General features: G+C 38.6%; 12 protein-coding genes. 7 read left to right on the top strand and 5 right to left on the bottom strand.

Annotated features, from left to right (window positions below):
* Positions 1–124: 124 nt before the first annotated feature.
* Entirely contained in the window at positions 125–1,036 is a 912-nt protein-coding gene (miaA, locus tag IQ236_RS00685) for a tRNA (adenosine(37)-N6)-dimethylallyltransferase MiaA (protein WP_228041353.1), read from the bottom strand.
* 189 nt (positions 1,037–1,225) lie between these two features.
* On the opposite strand from miaA, the gene gyrB reads away from it, so the two are divergent.
* Positions 1,226–4,465, top strand: coding sequence for a DNA topoisomerase (ATP-hydrolyzing) subunit B (gyrB, locus tag IQ236_RS00690; RefSeq protein ID WP_193867500.1), 3,240 nt, complete (start codon positions 1,226–1,228; stop codon positions 4,463–4,465).
* 320 nt (positions 4,466–4,785) lie between these two features.
* Here gyrB and IQ236_RS00700 read toward each other — a convergent pair whose 3' ends face one another.
* The 3 genes from IQ236_RS00700 to IQ236_RS00710 form a co-directional block, all read right to left on the bottom strand.
* Entirely contained in the window at positions 4,786–5,211 is a 426-nt protein-coding gene (locus tag IQ236_RS00700; RefSeq protein ID WP_193867502.1) for an AIPR family protein, read from the bottom strand.
* A 256-nt stretch (positions 5,212–5,467) separates the two neighbouring features.
* A complete protein-coding gene (locus IQ236_RS00705) occupies positions 5,468–6,949 on the bottom strand; it encodes a M16 family metallopeptidase (RefSeq protein WP_228041354.1) in 1,482 nt (493 codons plus the stop codon).
* Positions 6,950–7,009: 60 nt separating this feature from the next.
* On the bottom strand, positions 7,010–8,590 hold the full coding sequence (locus tag IQ236_RS00710) for a M16 family metallopeptidase (protein ID WP_193867503.1): 1,581 nt from the start codon (positions 8,588–8,590) through the stop codon (positions 7,010–7,012).
* Between the two features lie 185 nt (positions 8,591–8,775).
* Between IQ236_RS00710 and IQ236_RS00715 the strand changes: the two genes are divergently transcribed.
* Positions 8,776–9,384 carry a TetR/AcrR family transcriptional regulator gene (locus IQ236_RS00715; protein ID WP_193867504.1) on the top strand — a complete coding sequence of 203 codons (609 nt, stop codon included), beginning with the start codon at positions 8,776–8,778 and terminating at the stop codon, positions 9,382–9,384.
* 6 nt (positions 9,385–9,390) lie between these two features.
* Here IQ236_RS00715 and IQ236_RS00720 read toward each other — a convergent pair whose 3' ends face one another.
* Entirely contained in the window at positions 9,391–9,825 is a 435-nt protein-coding gene (locus tag IQ236_RS00720) for a DUF4332 domain-containing protein (RefSeq protein WP_190520095.1), read from the bottom strand.
* A gap of 188 nt (positions 9,826–10,013) precedes the next feature.
* Between IQ236_RS00720 and IQ236_RS00725 the strand changes: the two genes are divergently transcribed.
* The 5 genes from IQ236_RS00725 (at position 10,014) to IQ236_RS00745 (ending at position 22,242) form a co-directional block, all read left to right on the top strand.
* On the top strand, positions 10,014–11,396 hold the full coding sequence (locus IQ236_RS00725; protein WP_375539529.1) for an aminopeptidase P family protein: 1,383 nt from the start codon (positions 10,014–10,016) through the stop codon (positions 11,394–11,396).
* A 25-nt stretch (positions 11,397–11,421) separates the two neighbouring features.
* Positions 11,422–13,077 (top strand): glycosyl hydrolase family 28-related protein, encoded by a 1,656-nt coding sequence (locus IQ236_RS00730; RefSeq protein WP_193867505.1) that lies wholly within the window; start codon positions 11,422–11,424, stop codon positions 13,075–13,077.
* Between the two features lie 298 nt (positions 13,078–13,375).
* Positions 13,376–14,440 carry a calcium-binding protein gene (locus IQ236_RS00735; RefSeq protein ID WP_193867506.1) on the top strand — a complete coding sequence of 355 codons (1,065 nt, stop codon included), beginning with the start codon at positions 13,376–13,378 and terminating at the stop codon, positions 14,438–14,440.
* Positions 14,441–14,563: 123 nt separating this feature from the next.
* On the top strand, positions 14,564–19,723 hold the full coding sequence (locus IQ236_RS00740) for a tetratricopeptide repeat protein (protein ID WP_193867507.1): 5,160 nt from the start codon (positions 14,564–14,566) through the stop codon (positions 19,721–19,723).
* A gap of 47 nt (positions 19,724–19,770) precedes the next feature.
* Positions 19,771–22,242, top strand: coding sequence for a tetratricopeptide repeat protein (locus IQ236_RS00745; protein WP_193867508.1), 2,472 nt, complete (start codon positions 19,771–19,773; stop codon positions 22,240–22,242).
* Positions 22,243–22,282 lie beyond the last annotated feature (40 nt).

Below are 22,282 nucleotides of genomic sequence, written 5' to 3' on the forward strand. Positions count from 1 at the left end.
ATCGCACACACCTCTATTGAGCAATTTTTATCTCTGGTATTATAGACCTTTATGAACTCAATGGGGAGTTTTACACAAGTAGAAGATAAGATTCACAAACATTGAGGAAATCTCCCTTTTATTTTTATACAATCAGACTTTTTAAAATCTCATCTAATACCTGAGAACTATCTGCATCAAACCATTGAATTTCAGAAATTGCTCGAAACCAAGTTCTTTGTCGTTTGGCAAATTGTCGGGTATGTAATACCGTTAATTCCTTGGCGGTTTCTAAAGAAATATCCCCGGCTAAATATTGTTTAATTTCCTGATAGCCCAAAGTTTCTAATAAAGATAATTCCGTCCCATATTTCTGACATAACTGTTCGACTTCTTGCACAAATCCTTTTTCAATCATCTCTTCCGTTCGCCTTTTAATTCGAGAAGTTAATGCGTCCGGTTCACAGTGTAAACCAATTTGTAAAATCGGATAATCGGGGGGATTTTCCCCTTGTTGTTCAGAAATGGGGCGACCTGTAATATAATAAACTTCTAAAGCTCGTAAGGTTCTAACTTGATCATTAGCGTGAATTTTTTGTGCTGCCATCGGATCAATTTGTTGTAAGATTTGATAACATTGAAATTGACCTAATGCCTCAAGTTGCGATCGCAATTCAAGCTGAGGCGCAACCCTCGGAATTTTCATTCCCCGCACAATAGATTTAATATATAATCCTGTACCGCCAACTAACAATAAAGGTGGAGATTCAGAAGCCTTCGCAATCAAATGTTGAGCTTGATCTTGATAATCTGCTACGGTTAAAGTCTCCGTCGGTTCACAAATATCAATCAAATAATGGGGAACACGCTGACGTTCTTCCCGCGTCGGTTTAGCCGTACCAATATCAAACTCTCGATACACCAAACGAGAATCTGCACTTAAAATCACAGACCCCAAACGTTCCGCCAACTGGAGTGCTAATCCAGATTTACCCGTCGCCGTCGCACCGCAGATTACAATTAACCGAGGTGGCTGTGATATTGTAGAAATAGTCAACTTTCCTCCTATTCAACGCCTCACTCCGAACTGAGTCTATTGGGTACATCCCCTGTCCAAATTTCTTTTGAGAATGCTCTACAATCCTCTCCAACCTATTTGTGCTACAATTTTTGAAAGTTTTGTCATTTTACTGTAAGAACGCCATAAGAGACGTTTTTACTTTATCAATACTGGAGTCGTGATCAAATGACCAGCAATTACAGCGCCGACCAAATTCAAGTTCTTGAAGGTTTGGAAGCCGTTCGCAAACGCCCTGGAATGTATATTGGTTCCACCGGGCCGCGAGGACTCCACCATTTAGTATACGAGGTTGTAGACAATGCGATCGATGAAGCGCTGGCTGGCTATTGCACCCACATCGAAATTGATTTCAACGCCGATGGTTCTGTCACCGTTACCGATGATGGTCGGGGTATCCCCGTTGATACCCATTCTAAAACCGGAAAGTCTGCTTTAGAAACTGTGTTAACCGTTCTGCACGCCGGAGGAAAATTTGGCGGTGGTGGTTATAAAGTTTCTGGGGGTTTGCATGGTGTGGGGGTTTCCGTTGTTAACGCTTTATCGGAATGGGTAGAAGTTACGGTTTTTCGGGATAAAAAAGAATATCGCCAACGCTTTGAACGGGGAACTCCGGTGACGGAACTCACCTCAAAACCCATCAAAGAAAACAGAACGGGAACCTCCCTGCGCTTTTTCCCCGATTCCTTAATTTTTACGACAGGAATTGAGTTTGATTGTGATACAATTGCTTCGCGTTTACGAGAACTTGCCTACTTAAACGCGGGAGTTAAAGTCACTCTCAGCGATCATCGTTTAGAACTGTTAAAACGGGAAAATCCTCGGATAGAAACCTACTGTTATGAAGGCGGGATAAGGGAGTATATCGCCTACATGAACAACGATAAACAACCTCTCCATGAAGATATTATTTATATTTCGGGAGAACGGAGTAATGTTCAAATTGAAGTCGCTTTGCAGTGGTGTACCGATGCCTATAGTGATACAATTTTAGGCTTTGCTAATAATATTAGAACCATTGATGGCGGCACCCATTTAGAAGGGTTAAAAACCGTTTTAACTCGGACTTTAAATACCATCGCCCGCAAACGAAATAAACTCAAAGAAGGAGAAGCTAATTTAGGCGGGGAAAATATTAGAGAAGGGTTAACGGCCGTCATTTCCGCGAAAGTTCCCGATCCTGAATTTGAAGGACAAACAAAAACTCGATTAGGAAATCCAGAAGTTCGGGGAATTGTTGACTCCTTGGTGGGGGAAGCGTTAACCGAGTATTTGGAATTTAATCCAGGAATTGCCGATGCGGTGATTGAAAAGGCCATCCAAGCCTTTAAAGCCGCAGAAGCTGCTCGACGAGCACGGGATTTAGTGCGTCGAAAATCGGTCTTAGAATCCTCTCCTTTACCCGGTAAATTAGCGGACTGTAGCAGCCGAGATCCCCAAGAATCGGAGATTTTCTTAGTCGAAGGCGACAGCGCCGGCGGTTGTTTGTTTAGTTTTACTTATATATCACTCGCTGATGGTTCAGAAAAAACTATCAAAGAGATTGTTGATGAACAAGCTGAGGGGAAAGAGCATTTTTGCTACACCATTAATCAAAGTGGCAATATTGCCATTGAACGGATTATTAATGCACGACTAACCAAAAAAGATGCCCAAGTCGTGAAATTAACTTTAGATAATGGAGAAACCCTGATTTGTACGACCGATCACCCCTTTATGTTAAGGGATGGTAGTTATAAACCCGCAGCAGAATTAACCCCTGATGATTCCTTGATGCCATTTCATCGCAAAATTTCTCAGAAAGGAATAGATGGAGGATTAAACGGTTATGAAATGGTTTGGAACCCTGGTTATGATAAATGGATTTATACCCATTTATTAGCGGATTTTTATAACTTAAAACAGGGGGTTTATCAAGCGTCTGAAGGGAATCATCGTCACCATGTTGATTTTAATAAACGCAACAATAATCCCACCAATATTCAACGCTTACCGGCCCAAGACCATTTGGCTTTACATCGCGCCCATTTGGACAAAACCTTACATCGTCCTGATGTGATTGAGAAAAGTCGCCAGGTGCATCAAAGTGAAGAATTCCGAGAATTTATGAAGCAACGGATGATGCAGCCTGAAACCCGACAAATTCTGTCAGAACAGGCTAAAGCCCAATGGGAAGATGAGCAATATAAAGCTTATATGGCAGAGAAATGGCGAGAATTTTATGAAAGTAATGAGGAGTATCGCCAAGAAAATAATGAAATGTTATATCAGGCGCAACAAGAATATTGGAGTCATGAAGAAAACCGCCTGAAACAAGCAGAACGAGTGCGACAATATTTTGCGGATAATCCTGAACTTCGACAAGCTTATTCTGAAGCATCGAAAAAACAATGGGAAGATGAAAATCTCTTGGAATGGCGACGGGAAAAAACCAAGGAACAGTGGACACGAGAGTTTCGTAAAAAACGGCGTAAAGCGTTAGATGAAACCTATTATGCCAAAACACTTGCTGCCCTTTATAAAGTCTATTCCCATTATGGGTATATGGACGTTGACAAGTACGAAAACTATCGCAAACGTCAAAAAGATAATAGTATATTGACCTTTAAAACGTTTTGCGATCGCTATTTTGATGGCGATGAAGTTGCAACTCGCATGGCAATTCGGAACTATAACCATCGGGTCGTTTCTATTGAATGGTTAGAAGAACGGCATGATGTCTATGATATTGAAGTTCCCCATAGCCATAACTTCGCGTTATCGGCGGGTATTTTTGTGCATAATAGTGCCAAACAAGGACGCGATCGCCGTACCCAAGCCATTCTTCCTTTACGCGGAAAAATCCTCAATATTGAGAAAACTGATGATGCCAAAATCTACAAAAATAATGAAATTCAATCCTTAATTACTGCCTTGGGATTAGGCATTAAAGGAGAAGAATTTGATGCTAATCAATTGCGCTATCATAAGGTCATAATTATGACTGACGCGGACGTTGATGGAGCCCATATCCGTACTTTGTTACTCACCTTTTTCTATCGGTATCAACGGGAATTAGTCGATCAAGGCTATATTTATATTGCCTGTCCTCCGTTGTATAAAGTGGAACGGGGACGGAACCATCAATACTGTTATAATGAGCGAGAATTGCAAGAGCATTTGGGAAGTTTACCCGCTAATGCTAACTACAATATTCAACGGTTTAAAGGGTTAGGGGAAATGATGCCGGAACAACTTTGGACAACCACCATGAACCCCGATACTCGCATGATTAAACAAGTTGAAATTGAAGATGCGGCGGAAGCGGATCGGATTTTTACGGTGTTAATGGGCGATCGCGTAGCTCCTCGTCGGGAGTTTATTGAAACCCATGCTCCTCGATTGAATTTGACGGATTTAGACATCTAAGGGGTTTGCGATTACTTGAGGTATGCACTAAAAACCCGATTTCGTGAAAGTTATCGGGTTTTTAATGTCTCTCCAATTGAAAACCACTATATTTTAGGCGATTAGTCATCGTCCATTAACGCATTTGCAATCGCGCTTTCTTTTGGTAGGGCGATCGCTATTCATGCAAGCTCTGTTTGCTATTGAATCAATTAATTAGTTGAACATTGATAGCAAAATAACCTCTATCGTTCTTTCCTCTCTCAAACTGAACTGGAGTATTGGGAGATAAATCTTTTATATCTCCTTGATAATCACGACTATCAAAGTACGCATTATCTTCATACTGATTTCCGTGTTTGATGAAACCAAACCAATGGTCTTGTTTCCATTGTGTCCTGATGAAAAGAGCGAGTTGTCTCAAAAGCTTCTTCCAGAACCTGATTTTGTTTATTAGTTCCTCTGACAATTTTGTTTGATATACCAGGACTTTCTGTAGATATAAGCCTGACGAGAAGTTTGACCTTTTCGGTATTTAAGCTATTTCTTTGGTTAAACAGAGAGTTACTGGTTTGACAACCGTTGACAATTTGAGGATTTTCAATTTTTACTAACTTATTCCGCTTCTGTTCAAAATCAGTGCATACTATCGTAATTCCATTGTTGCAAAGCAGAAACATTTCAGGACTTTCTGTTATTGTATTTTCGATTTCACTGTTGACAGTTTTGTTGTCTCCTAAGTAGTCCTTATAATCAAATCCTGTCAAGCTTTACAGCCTTCATGATGGCAAAAATTTGTATCATAAAATACTTTTTACACCCTGCATTCGGGAGAGCCAAGATATTTTACGGCAACAGTGCGATCACCTGTCCGATAGAGAAAAACAAACAGGACTTACGCAATGTCTCTATCAGTAGGGTGCGTAAGTAGTAGCTTAACGCACCAATACACTATATGTGGAGTACCTGCGTAAGTCCTGACAAATATTGTCCATACTGGCTAGGGAAACTCAACCCCTAAAACTAACTCCCAGGAATCGTCACATCAATAGTCGTGACTTTTGACTGATTATCTAAACTGCTTAAGGGTGGATTAATCGTCTTTTGATTTCCCACAATTAAAATTACTAAATTTTCAGGTTTGAGATATTGTTGAGCAACTCGTTGAACATCTTCAATCGTTGTTGCTTCCACTTGACGTTGATAATCGAAGATAAAATCCTTGGGATAGCCATAATATTCATATTGCATTAAACGCCACAGAGTTTGACCTGGATCTTCAAAATTGAAAATAAAAGAATTCAATGTTGATTCCTTCGCATAGGCTAATTCTTCCGGCTTAATGGGTTCTTTTTGTAATCGTTCAAGTTCAGCTTTTACTCCTTGAATAAAGGGAACTGTTGCTTCTGAACGAGTTTGTCCACCTGCGTTAAAAATCCCTGGATAATCATAACTTACACCCCAAGCTCCATAAACAGAATAAGCTAATCCTTGGCGCGATCGCACATTATTAAATAATCGACCACCAAACCCATCAATTACATTATTCATAACGCTTAATTCGGGATAATTCGGATCATTTAATAACCCCCCTAAATGCCCCATTTCCACATAACTTTGAGTAAGTTGAGGTTGATCAACAAAGAAAACTCCCCCCGAATTAACTTGAGAAACGGACGGAAGGGGAGGAATCACAGCTTTTTGAGACGGTTTCCAATCTCCTAACTTTTCAGCAATCAATGCTTTCATTTTTGCTCGATCAAAATCCCCCACTACTCCCAAAATCATCGTTTCAGGATGAAAATATTGTTGATAAAAATTAACTAAATCCTCACGATTGATTTGGTTTAATGTGGAATATTCTATAGTTCTTGCATAGGGACTATCTGCACCATAAATGAGTTTAACTAACTCTCTCCCCGCAATTTCTTCAGGCTCATCATTTCGACGAGCAATCCCACCTTTTGCTTGAGTTTTTGCTAAGTCTAATTTATCTTGGGGAAAGGTAGGATTGCGAATTAAATCAGCCAATAATCCAAACACAGTTGGTAAATCTTCGCTCAATCCTCCAAAGCCAATGCGACCGGATGTTGTATAAATTCCAGCTTCGATATAAGCGGCTTTGTCTTCTAAAATTTGATTGAATTGATCGCCGGGATGTTGAGAGGTTCCCCCATTTCGCATCACCTCTGCGGTTATACTGGCTAAACCCACTTTATCCGCAGGTTCAAATCGATCTCCAGTCCGAAATATAGCAGTTCCTCCGACTAAAGGAAGTTCATGATCTTCGATTAAATAAACCGTAATTCCATTGTCTAATTGATAGCGCTCATAGTCAGGAAGTTGAAGTTCAGGTAAGGGGGGAAACGTTAAATCGGTGTAATGTTTGGGTGTGGCTGCAATGGCAGGAATATGCCAAAAAATAGTAACAACCATTGTGAGTAATAGTAATCCTGCCCACAATAATTTAGATTTTTTTGTGCTGAAAATATTTAAAGTCAACATAGTTAATCAAAAGTTGAATGAGACTGAAAAAAGAACCAATAAAACCCTGAATTTTACCTCTTATTCGTCCGATAATAACCGTCCAATGGTACGATTTTCAGGACGAAACATAGTTTGGGCTACTCGCTGAATATCCTGGGCAGTAATGGCATCAATTTTTTCTAACTCTTCAAATAAATTGACCCAAGATCCCGTTTTAACCTCATATTCAGCTAAGGCAAATGCCATACCCATATTAGAATCTAAGGATCTCAATAAACCCGCTTTAGCTTGAGTTTTAACCCGTTCTAATTCAGTTTCGGAAACCAATTCAGTTTTGAAACGTTCAATTTCTCGACGTAATGCTGTCGCCACTTCATCAACAGTATGACCCGGTGCTGGCATCGCGTAAAAAAACATTAAATTAGGATATTTATTCCCCGGATATCCATTTGATCCCTGGGCGGCTAAGGCAATTTTTTGTTCTTCCACTAAGGATTTATACAAACGAGAAGTTCGACCATCGCTGAGAAGACTAGAAATTAGATCATAAATCACAGAATCAGGATCATTTAAAGCTGGAATTGGGTATCCTTCAAAATACCAAGGTTGAGTTTTTAATTTTAACGTAATTTCACGGGCTTCGGTTTGAGGCGGTTCAACAATATTTAATTGAGGGGGTTTTGCTTTGGCACTGTAACGACCAAAATAAATTTCAGCGAAATTTTTGACATCATCAGGATTAACATCTCCTACAATAACGACTGTTAAATTATTGGGAACATAGTAGGTTTCAAAGAAATCTTTAACATTTTCACGGGTTAAATTTTCTAAGTCTTCCACATATCCAATAACCGGGCGACGGTAGGGATGAACTTTAAAAGCGGTGGCTGAAAATTCTTCAATCATTTGACCGACCGGAGAATTTTCGGTTCGCAAGCGACGTTCTTCTAAAATCACCTGTTTTTCTTTATAAAATTCTCTGAAAACAGGTTCTAAAAATCGTTCTGATTCTAAAGACATCCACAGTTCTAACTTATTAGCAGGAAGGCTATAAAAATAAAAGGTTGCCTCGCTGGAAGTCATGGCATTCATGCCCACTCCCCCCGCTTGTTCTACAATTCTGCCAAACTCATTTTGTTTTACATATTGATTTGCTTCTGCGCTTAATTTTTCTAACTCATCCATTAATTGCTTAAGTTTTGCAGTGTTTCCTTCTGCCTTGGCTTGTTTAATTTGTTCAAAAATTTGATCCTGCTTTTCAAATAGCGGTTTTTCCGCCTCATAGTTAGTTGTCCCAATTTTTTGAGTTCCTTTAAACGCTAAATGCTCTAAATAATGGGCGACTCCTGTTTGTCCATCAGGTTCATTAACGCCGCCAACATCAGCATAAATTAAAAAAGAAACCACAGGTGCACGATGACGTTCTAAAACGATAAATCTCATGCCATTATCGAGCGTAAATTCAGTAATTTCTCGGGCAACTCGTTTTAAATAAGGTTGAATAGAATGGGTTGAGGGTGAAATTTCATCAGCCCAAACCGTTTGAAATCCCATCACCCAAAATAAACAAATGCTTAAAACTAGAGAAAACAAACGTTGTCCTAGAAAGGAGCATTTCTTTGTTCTTGGTTTCCCTGTGAAAAAATAACCCAAAGACATAGATTTTTATCAATGTAATTTGACAAGAAGGGCAGAAGCAATGATTGCCGAATCTATCTTAAAGCATGATCATATTGGATTATAACCTGAGCCTGATGTTAAACTATGAAGAGTTATATCGTTCAAGGTCGGTCTTTGGGAACGGATGATAGGCTAAGACTACAGCCGCGTATGATCAGAAGGTTATGCCACATTTAAATCATTCCATATCATCGCCATTAGAAACGCAGATTTTACAGGCTGCACGACGGCTATTTGCCCATCAGGGGTATGATAGTACCACGACTCGTGATTTAGCCATCGCCGCAGGGGTTGCCGAAGGGACATTATTTCGACATTTTGCTAATAAAAAAGCTATTTTAATCGCCATTGTTACCGAAGGATGGGTCGAAATTTTAACGGATTTGTTAACAGAATTAAGTGCAGTGGGAAACTATAAAGCCATAGCACAATTGTTGCATCGACGCATCATAAACCTGCATGAAAATGCTGATATGATGCGAATTTGCTTTTTAGAATCTCAATTTCATCCTGAATTACGCGATCGCATTCAATCAGAAATTATTGCTAAAATGACTAATGTAACTGAAGCATTTTTTGAAACCGCAATGCAAAAAGGGGTTTATCGACCCATGAATCCTAGAATAGTTGCTCAAGTTTTTTTAGGAATGTTTGCTGTTGCTGGATTTAGTTATAGTACCTTCCTAGAACCTAATGCGTCTCCCCAAGCGATGAAAGAAATGGCAGAAGGATTAGCCGATATTTTTCTGAATGGGGTATCAGCAAAAGACTAAAAAAAGCTATAAAAATTTGGCTTGTTGCACCCATTGTTGAATTTGATCAACAGACGGACATAAATCTCTTCGCTGTAAATTAGCAACATAAAAACGTAAGATTTGTTGATGTAAACGGTGAACGGGTAACTGGGCTAAATGGCTGACTGAACTGACACCAGAATGAAGCAATAGTCCGCAATATTGACAGCCAACACTCGGAATTCTAGCTAAGTCCGCCATTGCAATCCACTTGTTTATATCTCTAATATTAATCTGAAGAAAATTCGCTAAAAGCATTTTATCGGCTGGGGTTTTGCCTTTTTTTAATAGTTGACAGGTGGTTTTAATGCCATAATGGTTTAATCGGGTTTGATTATCCGAATTCAAGCCCGGAAGTTGAGAAATCGGCCAATCAACAGCTTGAATGAGGTTATGAGCGTTTGGTTTAAAAGATGCCATAGATTGAATTCTGTTCGTTTCAAGTTTAGGATAGAGAGAAAAACCTATTTTATTTTAAACTGATTTTCTCTAAAAATGGAGCACAGGGTTTTACCATCTCACTGAATTCATTCTTTCCTTGAGATTAATTTCACACTTATCTAGGATTTTAGATTAAAATAAACTAAAATGATTTTGCTCTTAATTTAATTATGTTATTTACTCCTTCCCCATTACTGATTGATACCCTCCGTCAACGACGTAAAAAACTCAGTTATTTAATAGATTTTCCAGCAGTTTTGTGGTCAGGTCGTGCAGTTTCTCGAAATTTCCCCGCTAACATTTATTCATTTCGCGCCAGTAGCCATTTCTTATATTTTGCTGGATTTCCCTTAGAAAATGCAGTCATTCGGTTAGATCAAGGTCGCTTAGAATTATTTATGGATGATCCTCCAGAAGGGAGTACCCTTTGGCATGGAGAAATGCCTCAACGAAATCAAATAGCAGAACTCATCGGTGCAGATGCTCATTATTCCTTAAAGGAGTTATCCAATTATCTTCAAGACGCTGCTACAATTGTGGTACAAAATCCCATCACCGCCACAGAACAACGTCAACGTTTGAACTGTCCTCTTGTATCCGCAAGTACACCAGAAGGAATAGATTTAGAATTAACAAACGCGATTATTACGTTACGTTTAACCCATGATGAAGCCGCATTAAAGGAATTACGCCAAGCCGCAGAAGTCAGTGTAGAAGCCCATAAAGCCGGAATGAAAGCAACAAAAACGGCTGAATTAGAAGCAGAAATTCGGGCAGCAATGGAAGGAGTAATTATGAGTCATAATATGACCTGTTCTTATAATAGTATTGTGACGGTATACGGAGAAGTTTTACACAATAATCACTATCATCATCCTCTAAAGCCTGGAGATTTATTATTAGCGGATGTGGGGGCAGAAACCGAGATGGGATGGGCTGCGGATATTACCAGAACTTGGCCTGTTTCGGGAACCTTTTCTTCAACTCAACGAGATATTTATCAAGTAGTTTTAAAGGCTCATGATACTTGTATTGATTCTATTATGCCGGGTATAGAATATGAAGATATTCATCGAATTGCAGCAATGGTTATCGCGGAAGGATTAGTAGAATTAGGAATCTTAAACGGAAGTCCAGAAGACTTAGTAGAACAGGATGCTCACACCTTATTTTTTCCTCATGGAATTGGGCATTTATTAGGGTTAGATGTTCATGACATGGAAGATTTAGGAGATTTAGCCGGATATGAACCCGGACGGGTCAGAAGTCAACGGTTTGGCTGGTGTTTTTTGCGGTTAAATCGTCCCCTAAAGCCCGGAATGTTAGTCACAATAGAACCCGGATTTTATCAAGTTCCGGCTATTTTAAATGATCCTAAAAATCGGAAAAAATATCAAAAACAAGTAAATTGGGAACGGTTAGAACAATTTGCTGATGTGCGAGGAATTAGAATCGAAGATGATATATTAGTAACAGAAAAAGGAACAGAAATTTTAACGAAAAATTTACCAACCTCTATGGAAGAGATAGAAGCATTAATTCAACAGTAATCTTGTTATCTCATTTTGTAAAATTATGCTTAAAAAACAACGAGTTAAACGGTTTATGATCTTCTTTTTAGGAACGATCATTTTCATCGGATTTACCGTAGTAGGTTATGCGTTTACAACCCTATTATTGCCAGATCAGTCTTCAATATTATCTTCCTCCCCTAGTTTGTCTACCTGTGGAAGCCCTAGTGGGGGAGAAACAGATAATGCAATTGCCTCTTTTTATGGAAATAATACCTATTCTTGGACAAATAAAATTCAATGGAATTGTGTTTATAATATTAAAGATTTTCCCGGTTCAACAGTAGTAGAACAGTTCAATGCTGCTAGAGATGCGGCTGCAAATAATGGAGGAGGGGTTGTTTATTTTCCATCAGGAACCTATATTTTTGATGATAGTATCAAACTTAAATCTAATGTTGTGATTCGCGGAGAAACACCTAAAATTAAATCGGCAAAATTAAAGGAGTATAATCCTCCAACAAAATTAGTCTTTCCTGAATATAAACCCCAGCTTTCAGGAAACGGAACTCCTAACGAAACCGCCTTTAAAAGTATTCAAACCCAAACCCCAAATCAAGATAGTAATATTGGTATTGTTAACCTAGATATTAATCGAGGTGCGATTAACTTGGTTGGGGATTTAGATCAGACTAAAAGTAGTAATATTATTATATTTGGAATTCGTAGTAATAACGTTGCTAAACCCGATCCAAAAGTTCCAAATCTTGAATTTCAGAACCCTTGGCAACGTTATAGTCATCGCTTTGCTGCTAATATTGAACTCACTGTCTATGAAAATGTGTTAGTAGCTAATAACCGAATTAATGATAAAATTACTGATAATTATGAACAACCCGGATATCGCTTACAGTCAAAAGATAAAAAGAAAATTATCACCTATGAACAAGGCAATAAAGTTCCCTTCAATTATACTAACCATTATGGAATTTCAGTTAACCGAGGGGGAAAAAAAGACGGGTTTCAATTAGCAGGAACTCCCACCACTGAACCCGGACTTTTTCGCAAAGGAATTGTGATTCGAGATAATTGGGTTTACCATACCATGCGAGTTGCTATTCATGCGGCTGGAGATGGGTTAATAATTCAAGATAATGAAATTAAAGATGAACCCAATAAACAATGGTGGACAGATCCCACAGGAACACGAGAAGCGACGGGTGCCGTAACGTTAGAAAATCGAGGAATTGACTGGTCAGGATGGAATGTTTTAATTGAAGGAAATGATTATCAAGTTTATCGCCATAAAATCGGAGAAACAAACTATTTAAGTGTAGATGGAGAAGGAATTTTAATTCAAGAATGTTGTGGTGGAACAACGGTTAAAAATGTTACGATTAAAAATAATCGCGGCAATGCTTATATTGGACTTTATAAGGTTCAAGACATCAATAATGCCACAATTGAAAATAATCAAATCATCGATTCTGATATTTTTGTAATGGCAGATACCAATAATCAACCTTATAGGATGAACCAGGTTAAAATTATTAATAATCAAGTTTCAGGTAATATTATTGCTAAAGGCAGTTTAGGGGGTCAGGGGAATGAAATCTCAAGAAACCAAGGAAGCCAAAGCGGAAAATTAGATTATTCTTGTTCTATTGAAGTTAATAATAATGCTGGTTTTAACGTTCAACCGTGTTCCCCACTTCGCTAATTCATCATAAACTTAGCTAACTCTACCTTAAAAATAACAAGAAAATCGTAATTACAGCGAGTTTAACCTCGATTTTAGGCGATCCAATGGAATATCAATGTTTTTACCTTAGTACAGTCCTGAAAAAACCGTATTTTCCCAGTAGACAAAAATTATAAAAACATCTATCCTGAGATAGAGGACGAAATTGCATCTACAATAATAGCTATACCCTAGTTTCATCCAGGTTCAAAGTATTGTAGCGATTGCTATAGATCGTATTTCCAGTTAATAGCTGAGTTTAAATGAATTTCAAACCATGTCAAACCTAATCTTTCCAGACATAACCTCAAACCAGCAAATTTTATCGGATCTCGCCCAGCAAATTCAAAACAGCCTAACAGAACCTACCAGCGAGTCTGAAGGTAAAAATGGAGGGTTAGTAATTGTCGGGTCACTAGACCAGCCTAATGTATTGGCTGGAAGTTCAAAGAATGATGTCATCCTGTCCGGTAAGCAAAATGATGCAATTGATGGCGGTGATGGTGATGACTCCATCCTAGGTTTACAAGGAGATGACAGCCTCTTGGGGGGTGACGGGGACGACACCATTCATGGCGGGAAAGGAAATGATTTGATTTCCGGTGGAGCAGGGGATGACATCATCTATGGTGATGAAGGAGATGATACAATTTTCGGGAATGAAGGCAAGGATATCATCTTTGGGGGAAAAGGAGATAATGCCATTGATGGGGGTTCCGACAACGATATCCTTTATGGTGGACAAGGTAAGGATACGGTTGTCGGTGGAGATGGAGATGACCTACTCTACGGTGACAAAGGGAATGATATTCTTGATGGTGGAGCCGGGATTGATACCCTCTATGGCGGTGAGGATGATGACTCCCTCAATGGTGGGTTAGATAAGGATTATCTCTATGGCGGTCAAGGTGACGATACCTTGGTTGGAGGAGAAGGAAACGATAGTCTTTCTGGTGATAAAGGTAATGATAGTTTAATTGGAGGGGCAGGAAATGATTTCCTAATCGGTGGCGGAGGAAAAGATACCTTTGTCTATCAGGGAGACTTTAATACTCTGGGCAAAGATACATTAACTGATTTTAACGCTTCAGAAGATGTGATTGCTCTAAGTGCTGCTGATTTCTCAGCCATTGCTCCGGGTGTACCGGGTGCATTAGCAGGTGGAGAATTCCAAACTATTGCTAACTTCTCTGGAAATGCTGCGGATGCAGGTAATGCGAATTTAGTTTATGATCCTGAAAGTGGTTTACTTTACTATATTGATCAACAAGGCATTTCAACTCCTCTGTTAGATATGGGTCAAAACTTAACGTTAAGTGATGACAATTTTGATTTAATTTAAGGCGACGAACCTCAATAGCCAGCAGCATCAAGATTCAACAGTAAGATATTTTACGATGCTGCTCTCGTTGTTGAGAATAAAAAAGTTTGTATCTTCTCTCAATAGTTTGGCTAGTTCATCGCAATGAAAAATTCTGGAGAAAGAGATCTCGTTGAAAAAGCTTTGTTATCACAAAGTCAAGGACAACTTAACCCAGCGATTTCCTATTATCAACAGGCTCTTAAAATTTGTTCTCAATGGCCAGAAGTTTATTATAATTTAGGAATTATTTTTGAACAACAGCAGAATTTATTAAAAGCAATTGAATGTTATAAACAAGCAATTCTGCAAAAGCCGAATTATGCAGAAGCTTATTATAATTTAGGGGTTGTTTATCAAAAGCAAGGTTTAATTGAAGTAGCTATCAAAAGTTATCAAAAAACGATAGAACTTGCACCTCAACTGATTATAGCTTATAATAATTTAGGGTGTTTATGGATAGAAATTGATGAATATTCCCAAGCCATAGAAATTTTTAAGCAAGGGATTGAGATTGAGCCAGAACAGGCGGAAATTCACAATAATTTAGGGCAAGCTTATTTAAAAAATGGAAATATAGATGCAGCGATCGCCAATTATTTACAAGCGGTTAAAATTCAACCCAGTTTCGTTAAAGCTTATGAAAATTTAGGGAAAATTTTTTATCAACATAATTTGTTTTCTGTCGCTTTGCAATATTTACAAGAAGGGTTAAAGATTCAACCGGATTCTATTTCGCTTCAGAGTCAATGTGTAACTATATTGCTCGGTCAAAATAAAATCGAAGAAGCTATCATTTATCTTCAAAAAATAGTAGCTTTAGAACAACCTTGGATAACCGCCTATTGTCAATCATTAGAACAGTTTAAAACTGAAGATATTATGGATCAAGCGACAATAGCTTGTCGTCAATTTTTGGGAGAACTACAAAAATCTAAACCTAAGATTAATTCTGTTAAAAAATATTTAGCTCAAACCTATTTACATTTAGCCAATGTTTTAGGAGAATATCGCAATTATCCTAGTGCAGAACGCTATTATCAACAAGCAATTGAGATTGAGTCAAAATTAAATGAAGCTTATATTAATTGGGGAAATTGTTTAGAGAAACAGTGGTATTTTACTGAGGCTGCATTGCAATATCATAAAGCTTTAAGCCTACAACCTAATAATACACAACTTTATCAAAAAGTTAGTGAAGTTTTGGAAAAACAGCAGCAAGTTAAACAAGAAAAGTTAATTTTTAAATCAGCTAAAGAACGCTATCAATTAAAACTTTCTAATTCTCTCAAACCTCCTGCTCCGAATCAGCCTAAATGTCAAGGATTAGACTGTAAACCCTGCTTGAAAAAAATTCATCAACAGTTTAAACCTCAGTTAATTGCACCCGGAATTGAACAGTATTTTTATCCCCCAAATTTATTAGAAAACTATTCTAACTCTACTGTAACAATTATTCCTGAAGGTCTCGCTTGGGTGGCTCCTAAAACCAGTTGGTGGAATGTCTGTAATGCGATCGCGATTTTCAATTCAGATAATGAATTAATTCCTGAACTGTCTCCATTTTATCCTACTCCTTTACCCGGATGTAAAAATTATGATTGGAGTCAACATCAAGTTTTTGGGTTAGATGATCTTCCCCCTTTAAAAGTGATTAAAGGTCGGGTTGCGGTGTTATCAGGACTATCAGGGAATGTCTATTTTCATTGGATGGTTGATATTTTACCTCGAATTAAAATTTTACAAGACAATAACATTGATTTAAACACAATAGATTGGTTTTTAATCAATTCTAATCAACAACGCTTTCAACGAGAAACTTTAGAAAAAATTGGAATTCCTCATGATAAAATTATAGAAAGTGATCAAGTTTCTTATCTGCAAGCCTCTAGTTTAATTGTCCCTTCCTATCCGGCTTCGGTGGGTTGGGTTGTACCTAGTACGATTCAGTTTCTACGAAGCCTTTTTTTAACAGATGTTTTGGATAAAAAAAAATCCTATCCTCAACGAATTTATATTAGTCGGAATAAAGCCCGATATCGACGACTGTTGAATGAACCGGAAATTTTAGAGTATTTAAGTCAATGGGGGTTTGTCTCGATTGAGTTAGAAACCTTAACAGTTCAACAACAAGCTAATTTATTTTCTCAAGCTGAAGTGATTATCGCACCCCATGGGGCTGGATTAACAAATTTGGTTTTTTGTCAACTGAATACCATTGTAGTTGAGTTAGTGTCTCCCCATTATATTCGCCCTTATTATTGGCTAATTAGTCAGCAGTTAGGACTGAAACATTATTCTATCCAAGGGGAAGCTTTAGGGTGTGCTTTTTTGCGACAACTGATGTATCCCACTCCTTTAGTGGAAGATTTGCAAATTAATGTTAAATCTTTAGAGACATTGCTTCAAGTTTCTGATATCCTAAAGGAAACAGTTAAATCTAACCATTCTTCTTGTGATACCAGACCCATGATATCATCCTCAAACCTTGATGTAACTCCATTAGAAAATGGGTTGCAAAAGGCGAAAGAGCATTTAACTCAAAAAAACTTTGAGGAAGCGATTTTAGCCTGTCAAAAGGTATTAAACCTGGAGAAAAACTGTGCAGAAGCTTACACCATATTAGGGAATGCACTACAACTTCAAGGAAATTTTGAACAAGCTCAAGCTTCCTATCAAAAGGCTATTCAGTTACAGCCTGATTTACCAGAACCCTTGGGAAATTTAGGCAGCTTATATGCCAAACAACAGCAATGGGAATTAGCCGTTGAATATTATCAAAAAGCCCTAAAATACAAGCCAGATTCTGAGAAACTGTATCAGAACTTGGCGAAAGTCTTAACAAAATTAAATCGGACTGTTGAAGCGACAGAATGTTGGTATCACGCTTATCAGTTGCAGCCAGATTTAGTGAGTGCCCAGGAACAGTTGAATTTAGGAAAAACGCTTTTAAGTCAAGAAAAAATAGAGTTTGCGATCGCTTGTTTTCGTCAAGCTTTAAAGCAAGAACCAAACTGGGAAGAAGCTCAATTAGCCTTAGAAAAGGCTCAACAACAAGCCATCCAATCACAAGAAATTTCTAGCTCCAATACAAAACCCTGTAGAGACGTGCCATGGCACGTCTCTACAGGGAATGAAACAGAAATTTTGAAACAAGCGGAACAGGATTTGAATCATCAGTTATTCAAAAAAGCGATCGCTAAATGTCAGCAAGTAATAGCCCAATCACCAAACCAAAGCCAAGCTTATGAAATTTTAGGAAAAGCATTCAATCAACTGGGACGTTTAGATCTAGCAGTCAGAGCTTATCGGAAATTAGTTAAACTTAAACCCCAAAATGCTATTGCTTATACCAATTTGGGGAATTTATATGCTAAACAACAACAGTGGAAATTGGCGGTTCTAGCTTATAAAAAAGCGATCGCGCTTAATCCTAATTTAGCCGTTTCCTATCGAAATTTAGCCCAAGTTTTAGATCGCCTCGGAAAGCAGGAGATCGCCATTGAATATTGGTATCAAGGATTTAGCTTAAAACCAGAAGCCGTTAAACCGAAAGAACATCTAGCCTTGGGGAGTTTATTTTTACATCGGGGAAGATTAGTAGATGCGGCCATCTGTTATCGTCGCGCCATTTGGTTTGATCCCAACTATGCCGAAGCTCACCATAACTTAGGGGAAGTCTTAGCCGCTCAAGGACAATGGGATGAAGCGATTGCTCATTATCAACAAGCCTTACAAATTAATCCCAAAGCTTTTGAAACCTATAATAGTTTAGGCAAGGCGTTTGTGGTTCAAGGTCGCTGGCAGGAGGTGTTGAGTTGTTATCATCAGGCTTTAGAAGTGAATCCTCGGCTGTTAATGGCCTTGCAAAATTTAACTCAAGCTTTAATCCACAACCATCAAGCGTTACAGGAGAGTCAGACCTTAAACCCAATTTTGCAGATGCTGGCTGGAACATTTCTATCAGGACAACTAGGGATGTATCCATCCGTACCAAGGCGTGAGTTGCAAAACAGTGATATTGGGGAAACGTGGACAACAACAGCCGTGTCTGTCAGTGAATCCCTAACGGAGTCAAGCCAGTATCAGCAAGCTCAAAAGCTATTTGAGCAAGGACAGTATCACGATTGTATTCACAACTGTGAGCAACTGCTTATTTCCTCTCCTCAAGAAGTAGCCGTTTATTGGCTATTAGGGAAAGCTTGGGTGGCCTTGGGGAATGGGGAGAAAGCCAAACAATGTTATCAACGGGGGATTAAGCTGCAACCTGAGCAAGCAGAAGGGTATCTGAGGATGGGGGAAGTCTACAGCCAGGAAGGAAACTGGAAAACGGCCATTGCTTGCTATCAAAAAGCGATTCAGTTTCAACCCAGTGCCTTCACCTATCAACAGTTGAGTTACGGATGGCAAGCCATTGGTCATCAGGATAATGCCGAGGATTGTTTGTATGAAGCGTTACGATTAGAGCCGGAAAAGGTTTCAGTCCAAGACTGTTTGCAACTGGGGGATGCCCTCTGGCAACGGGGACAACGAACCCAAGGGATGATTTGTTATGGTCAAGCCTTAGTGAGAGATCCCCATCGGGCAATTCGCCATCCTCAGTTGGGAGAACGCTTACAACAGCCCCAGCCAGAAGAACACAAAACGTTATCATTGTCTTTGACTAATCCAACTGTTGCTGTTTACAATGGGAATGGCAACGAAAAATATTCCCCCACTCAAAAGTCCTCTCCTGATCTGGGCGAACGGAATCCAACGGAATTACTAGAACAAGCTGATCAGTATTTCAAGCTGGGTCAGTGGCAAGCTTGTATTGAGGTTTGTCGTCAAGTTATTGCACAGGAACCTCAACAGACAAAAGCTTATCGGTTAATGGCCCAAGGTTTACAAGGTCAAGGACAGATCGCCCAAGCTCAACAAATTTATGATCATCTGCGACAACTTCAGCCAGAAGATCCGGAAGTCTATGAAATGTTAGGGGATATCTATGCAGAACAGGAACAGTGGGAGGATGCTATCAAATATTACGAAATAGCAGTTCAATTAAACCCTGAATTAATTTCTGTTCAAGAAGCATTAGGAGATATTTGGTTACGTCAAGGACAGCCGCAAAAAGCGATCGCTTGTTATCAGCAAGTGCTTCAGAAGTCGCCTGAGTTATGGGAGGTGCATTATAAGTTAGGGGATGTTCTCTGGCAACAAGAAGAAGTGGAAGCCGCCGTTGAAGCTTATCAACAAGCCGCAGAGTTGTCTAGGATTTCTTAACCTTTTAATTGTTGATTTTGTGTCTATAAATTATTATATAATTGACTATGATTATTCAGCAGCGACCCTCAACGTTTTCTAAGAATCCCCAAATTGTGTCTTCTATGGTTAAAAGTCGTCGTCGATCTATTTCTCCGGCTGAACCTGCTTATCGTTTGGCAAAGGTATTAGTTGAACAGGAAAAATGGCAGGATGCGATCGCTGCTTATCAGCAAGCATTAACCATTGCGCCGACTTGGGTTGAGGTACAACGAGAGTTAGGGGATTTGTTACTGAAGTTGGAACGATGGGAAGAAGCCGTTAAGATGTATGAAACTGCCATCACCCTTCAGTCGGATGTGGCTCAAGTTCATCATAATTTAGGGGATGCTTTGCTGAAGTTGCAACGTTGGGATGAAGCGGTTGTGGCGTATCAAAAAGCGATTGAATTGAATCCTGATTTTTCTTGGTCTTATAATAATTTAGGGGATGTGTTACGGACGTTAGAACGTTGGGATGAGGCGGCACAAGCTTATCAGAATGCTATCAATTTGAAGGGGGATTTTGCGTTATCTCATCATAATTTAGGGGATGTTTTAGTTAAAAAAGAAGATTGGGAAGAGGCGATCGCAGCCTACGAAAAAGCCATTGAGTTAGATCCAAATTTTGCGTGGTCACATTATAATTTAGGCGATGTTTTGGTCAAAAAAGAGGATTGGGAGAGTGCGATCGCAGCTTATCGTTCTGCGGTTAAACTTGATACAAATTTGCCACAAATTCATGAAAAGTTAGGGGATGCTCTACAACATCAAATTCAGAGTTATTCTCAAGAAATTTCTCAAGTTTATCACCGAGCCGTTGCAGATAATCCGACGGATTTAGAGGTTTATTATAAGGCATTGGAAGTAAACCCCAAAGATGCTGAGATTTCTTTAAAATTGGCTGATGTTTTGAAAGAGCAAGGCAAAATAGAGCAGGCTATTACTTTTTATAAAAGCACTTTACAAATTGAACCTAATAATGCTGAAATTTATGTAAAACTAGGAGATATACTTTTAATTAAAGGAAATACAGGACAAGCTATCAAACATTATCAAAATGCGCTTCAAATCCAACCGAATCTCAGCGATATCAAGTCGAAGTTAGATGATTTAGTCACTAAGTATGGTAGTGTACCTAATCAGCTTGATACGGCACAAGCAGTACAAGAGGAGCAACTATTTATTTCAGCAAGAAAACATCTGCTTAATCAGCAATACCATCAAGCCATAGCAGATTGCGCTCAAATCATGGGTTTACATTCGAGTATAGCTAATATTTTCCCCATTCTATCTGAAGCCCATACTCACCAAGGAAAGTTTAAAGAAGCAGAAGTATTTTTAAGAAATAGTCAATATATTCGTTACTTAATCGCTACTCAACAAGTTGCCAAGAATTGGGGGGCGATTATTACAGAGGAGCTAGATCCTGCTCAACCTAAATCTGTTGCTAGTAATCATAATCGTATAAACAAAATTATAATTTATACTTGTGTATGGCGTAGACCAGAGTTAACTCGAATTGTTTTATCTTATTATGCACACCTTAAGAAAGAGTTAGCGGGTAAAATCCATCTGGAACTTTTGGCGGTTGGTTCCGAAGGAGAAGTTTCTCGTCAATTATGTGAAGAATGTGGTTTTGATTATCTTGAGTACCCAAATGAACCGTTGAGTTCTAAGTGGGAGTATGGTCTTAATCGATGTGCTGATTATGATCCTGATGGGGTGATTATTGTCGGTTCAGATGATATCATTTCTCAAAGTTTAATAGAATTTTATGATCATCAGCTTAAAGATAATTTGGTATTTTGTGGCTTAAAAGATGCGTATTTCTTTGATATTAATAATCATAATTTAGTTTTGTGGACGGGATATAGTGGTAAGGCTGATCCCATGCGAGTTGGGGAAACAATCGGTATGGGAAGATGTTTATCTAGGACACTACTAGATAAATTGGGATTCAGTATATGGAGTGGACTGGATATCAATCGTAGCCTTGATGGTGCGATGACTCAAAAGTTATTGCAATTAGGCTTACAGTTACTGGAGTATGATAACTGTGTCGTAGCTCAAGTTGATAATCGAGAGGTTAAAGTAGGTCATTGTGGATTTAAAATGGCAGAAATAGGAGCTTTTGCAGTTGACATTAAACTTTCTGATAATGTTACACCCGCTGAAAGATATTTTAGTCGTGATGCCAGTGTTCTCGTTCCTCAACCTGACCCTTGGGAAGTTTTGCAACGATACTTTTCTGATCAAATAATTCAGCAATTAAAAGAATTTTTTTTGCTGACAAGTAACACTAAGCCACTTCAAAATGTATGGCACGAAGCAAAAAAAGTAGAACAATTATCTCGGCAATTTGAAGAAGATAAAAAAACACCAATCCGTGTTATTTTAGATGCCGAAACAGAAATTTTTCAGGAAAATAAACTTTTGCGGTATCAACTGCAACAAGTTCAGAATGAATTGGAAGAGTATTATCTAAAATACGTTAAATAAAAAAAAGACTTTTAAACAATTTAGCAATTATTGATAAAAG

Origin of the sequence: Planktothrix mougeotii LEGE 06226, assembly GCF_015207485.1 — a bacterium.
Classification (GTDB): Bacteria; Cyanobacteriota; Cyanobacteriia; order Cyanobacteriales; family Microcoleaceae; genus Planktothrix.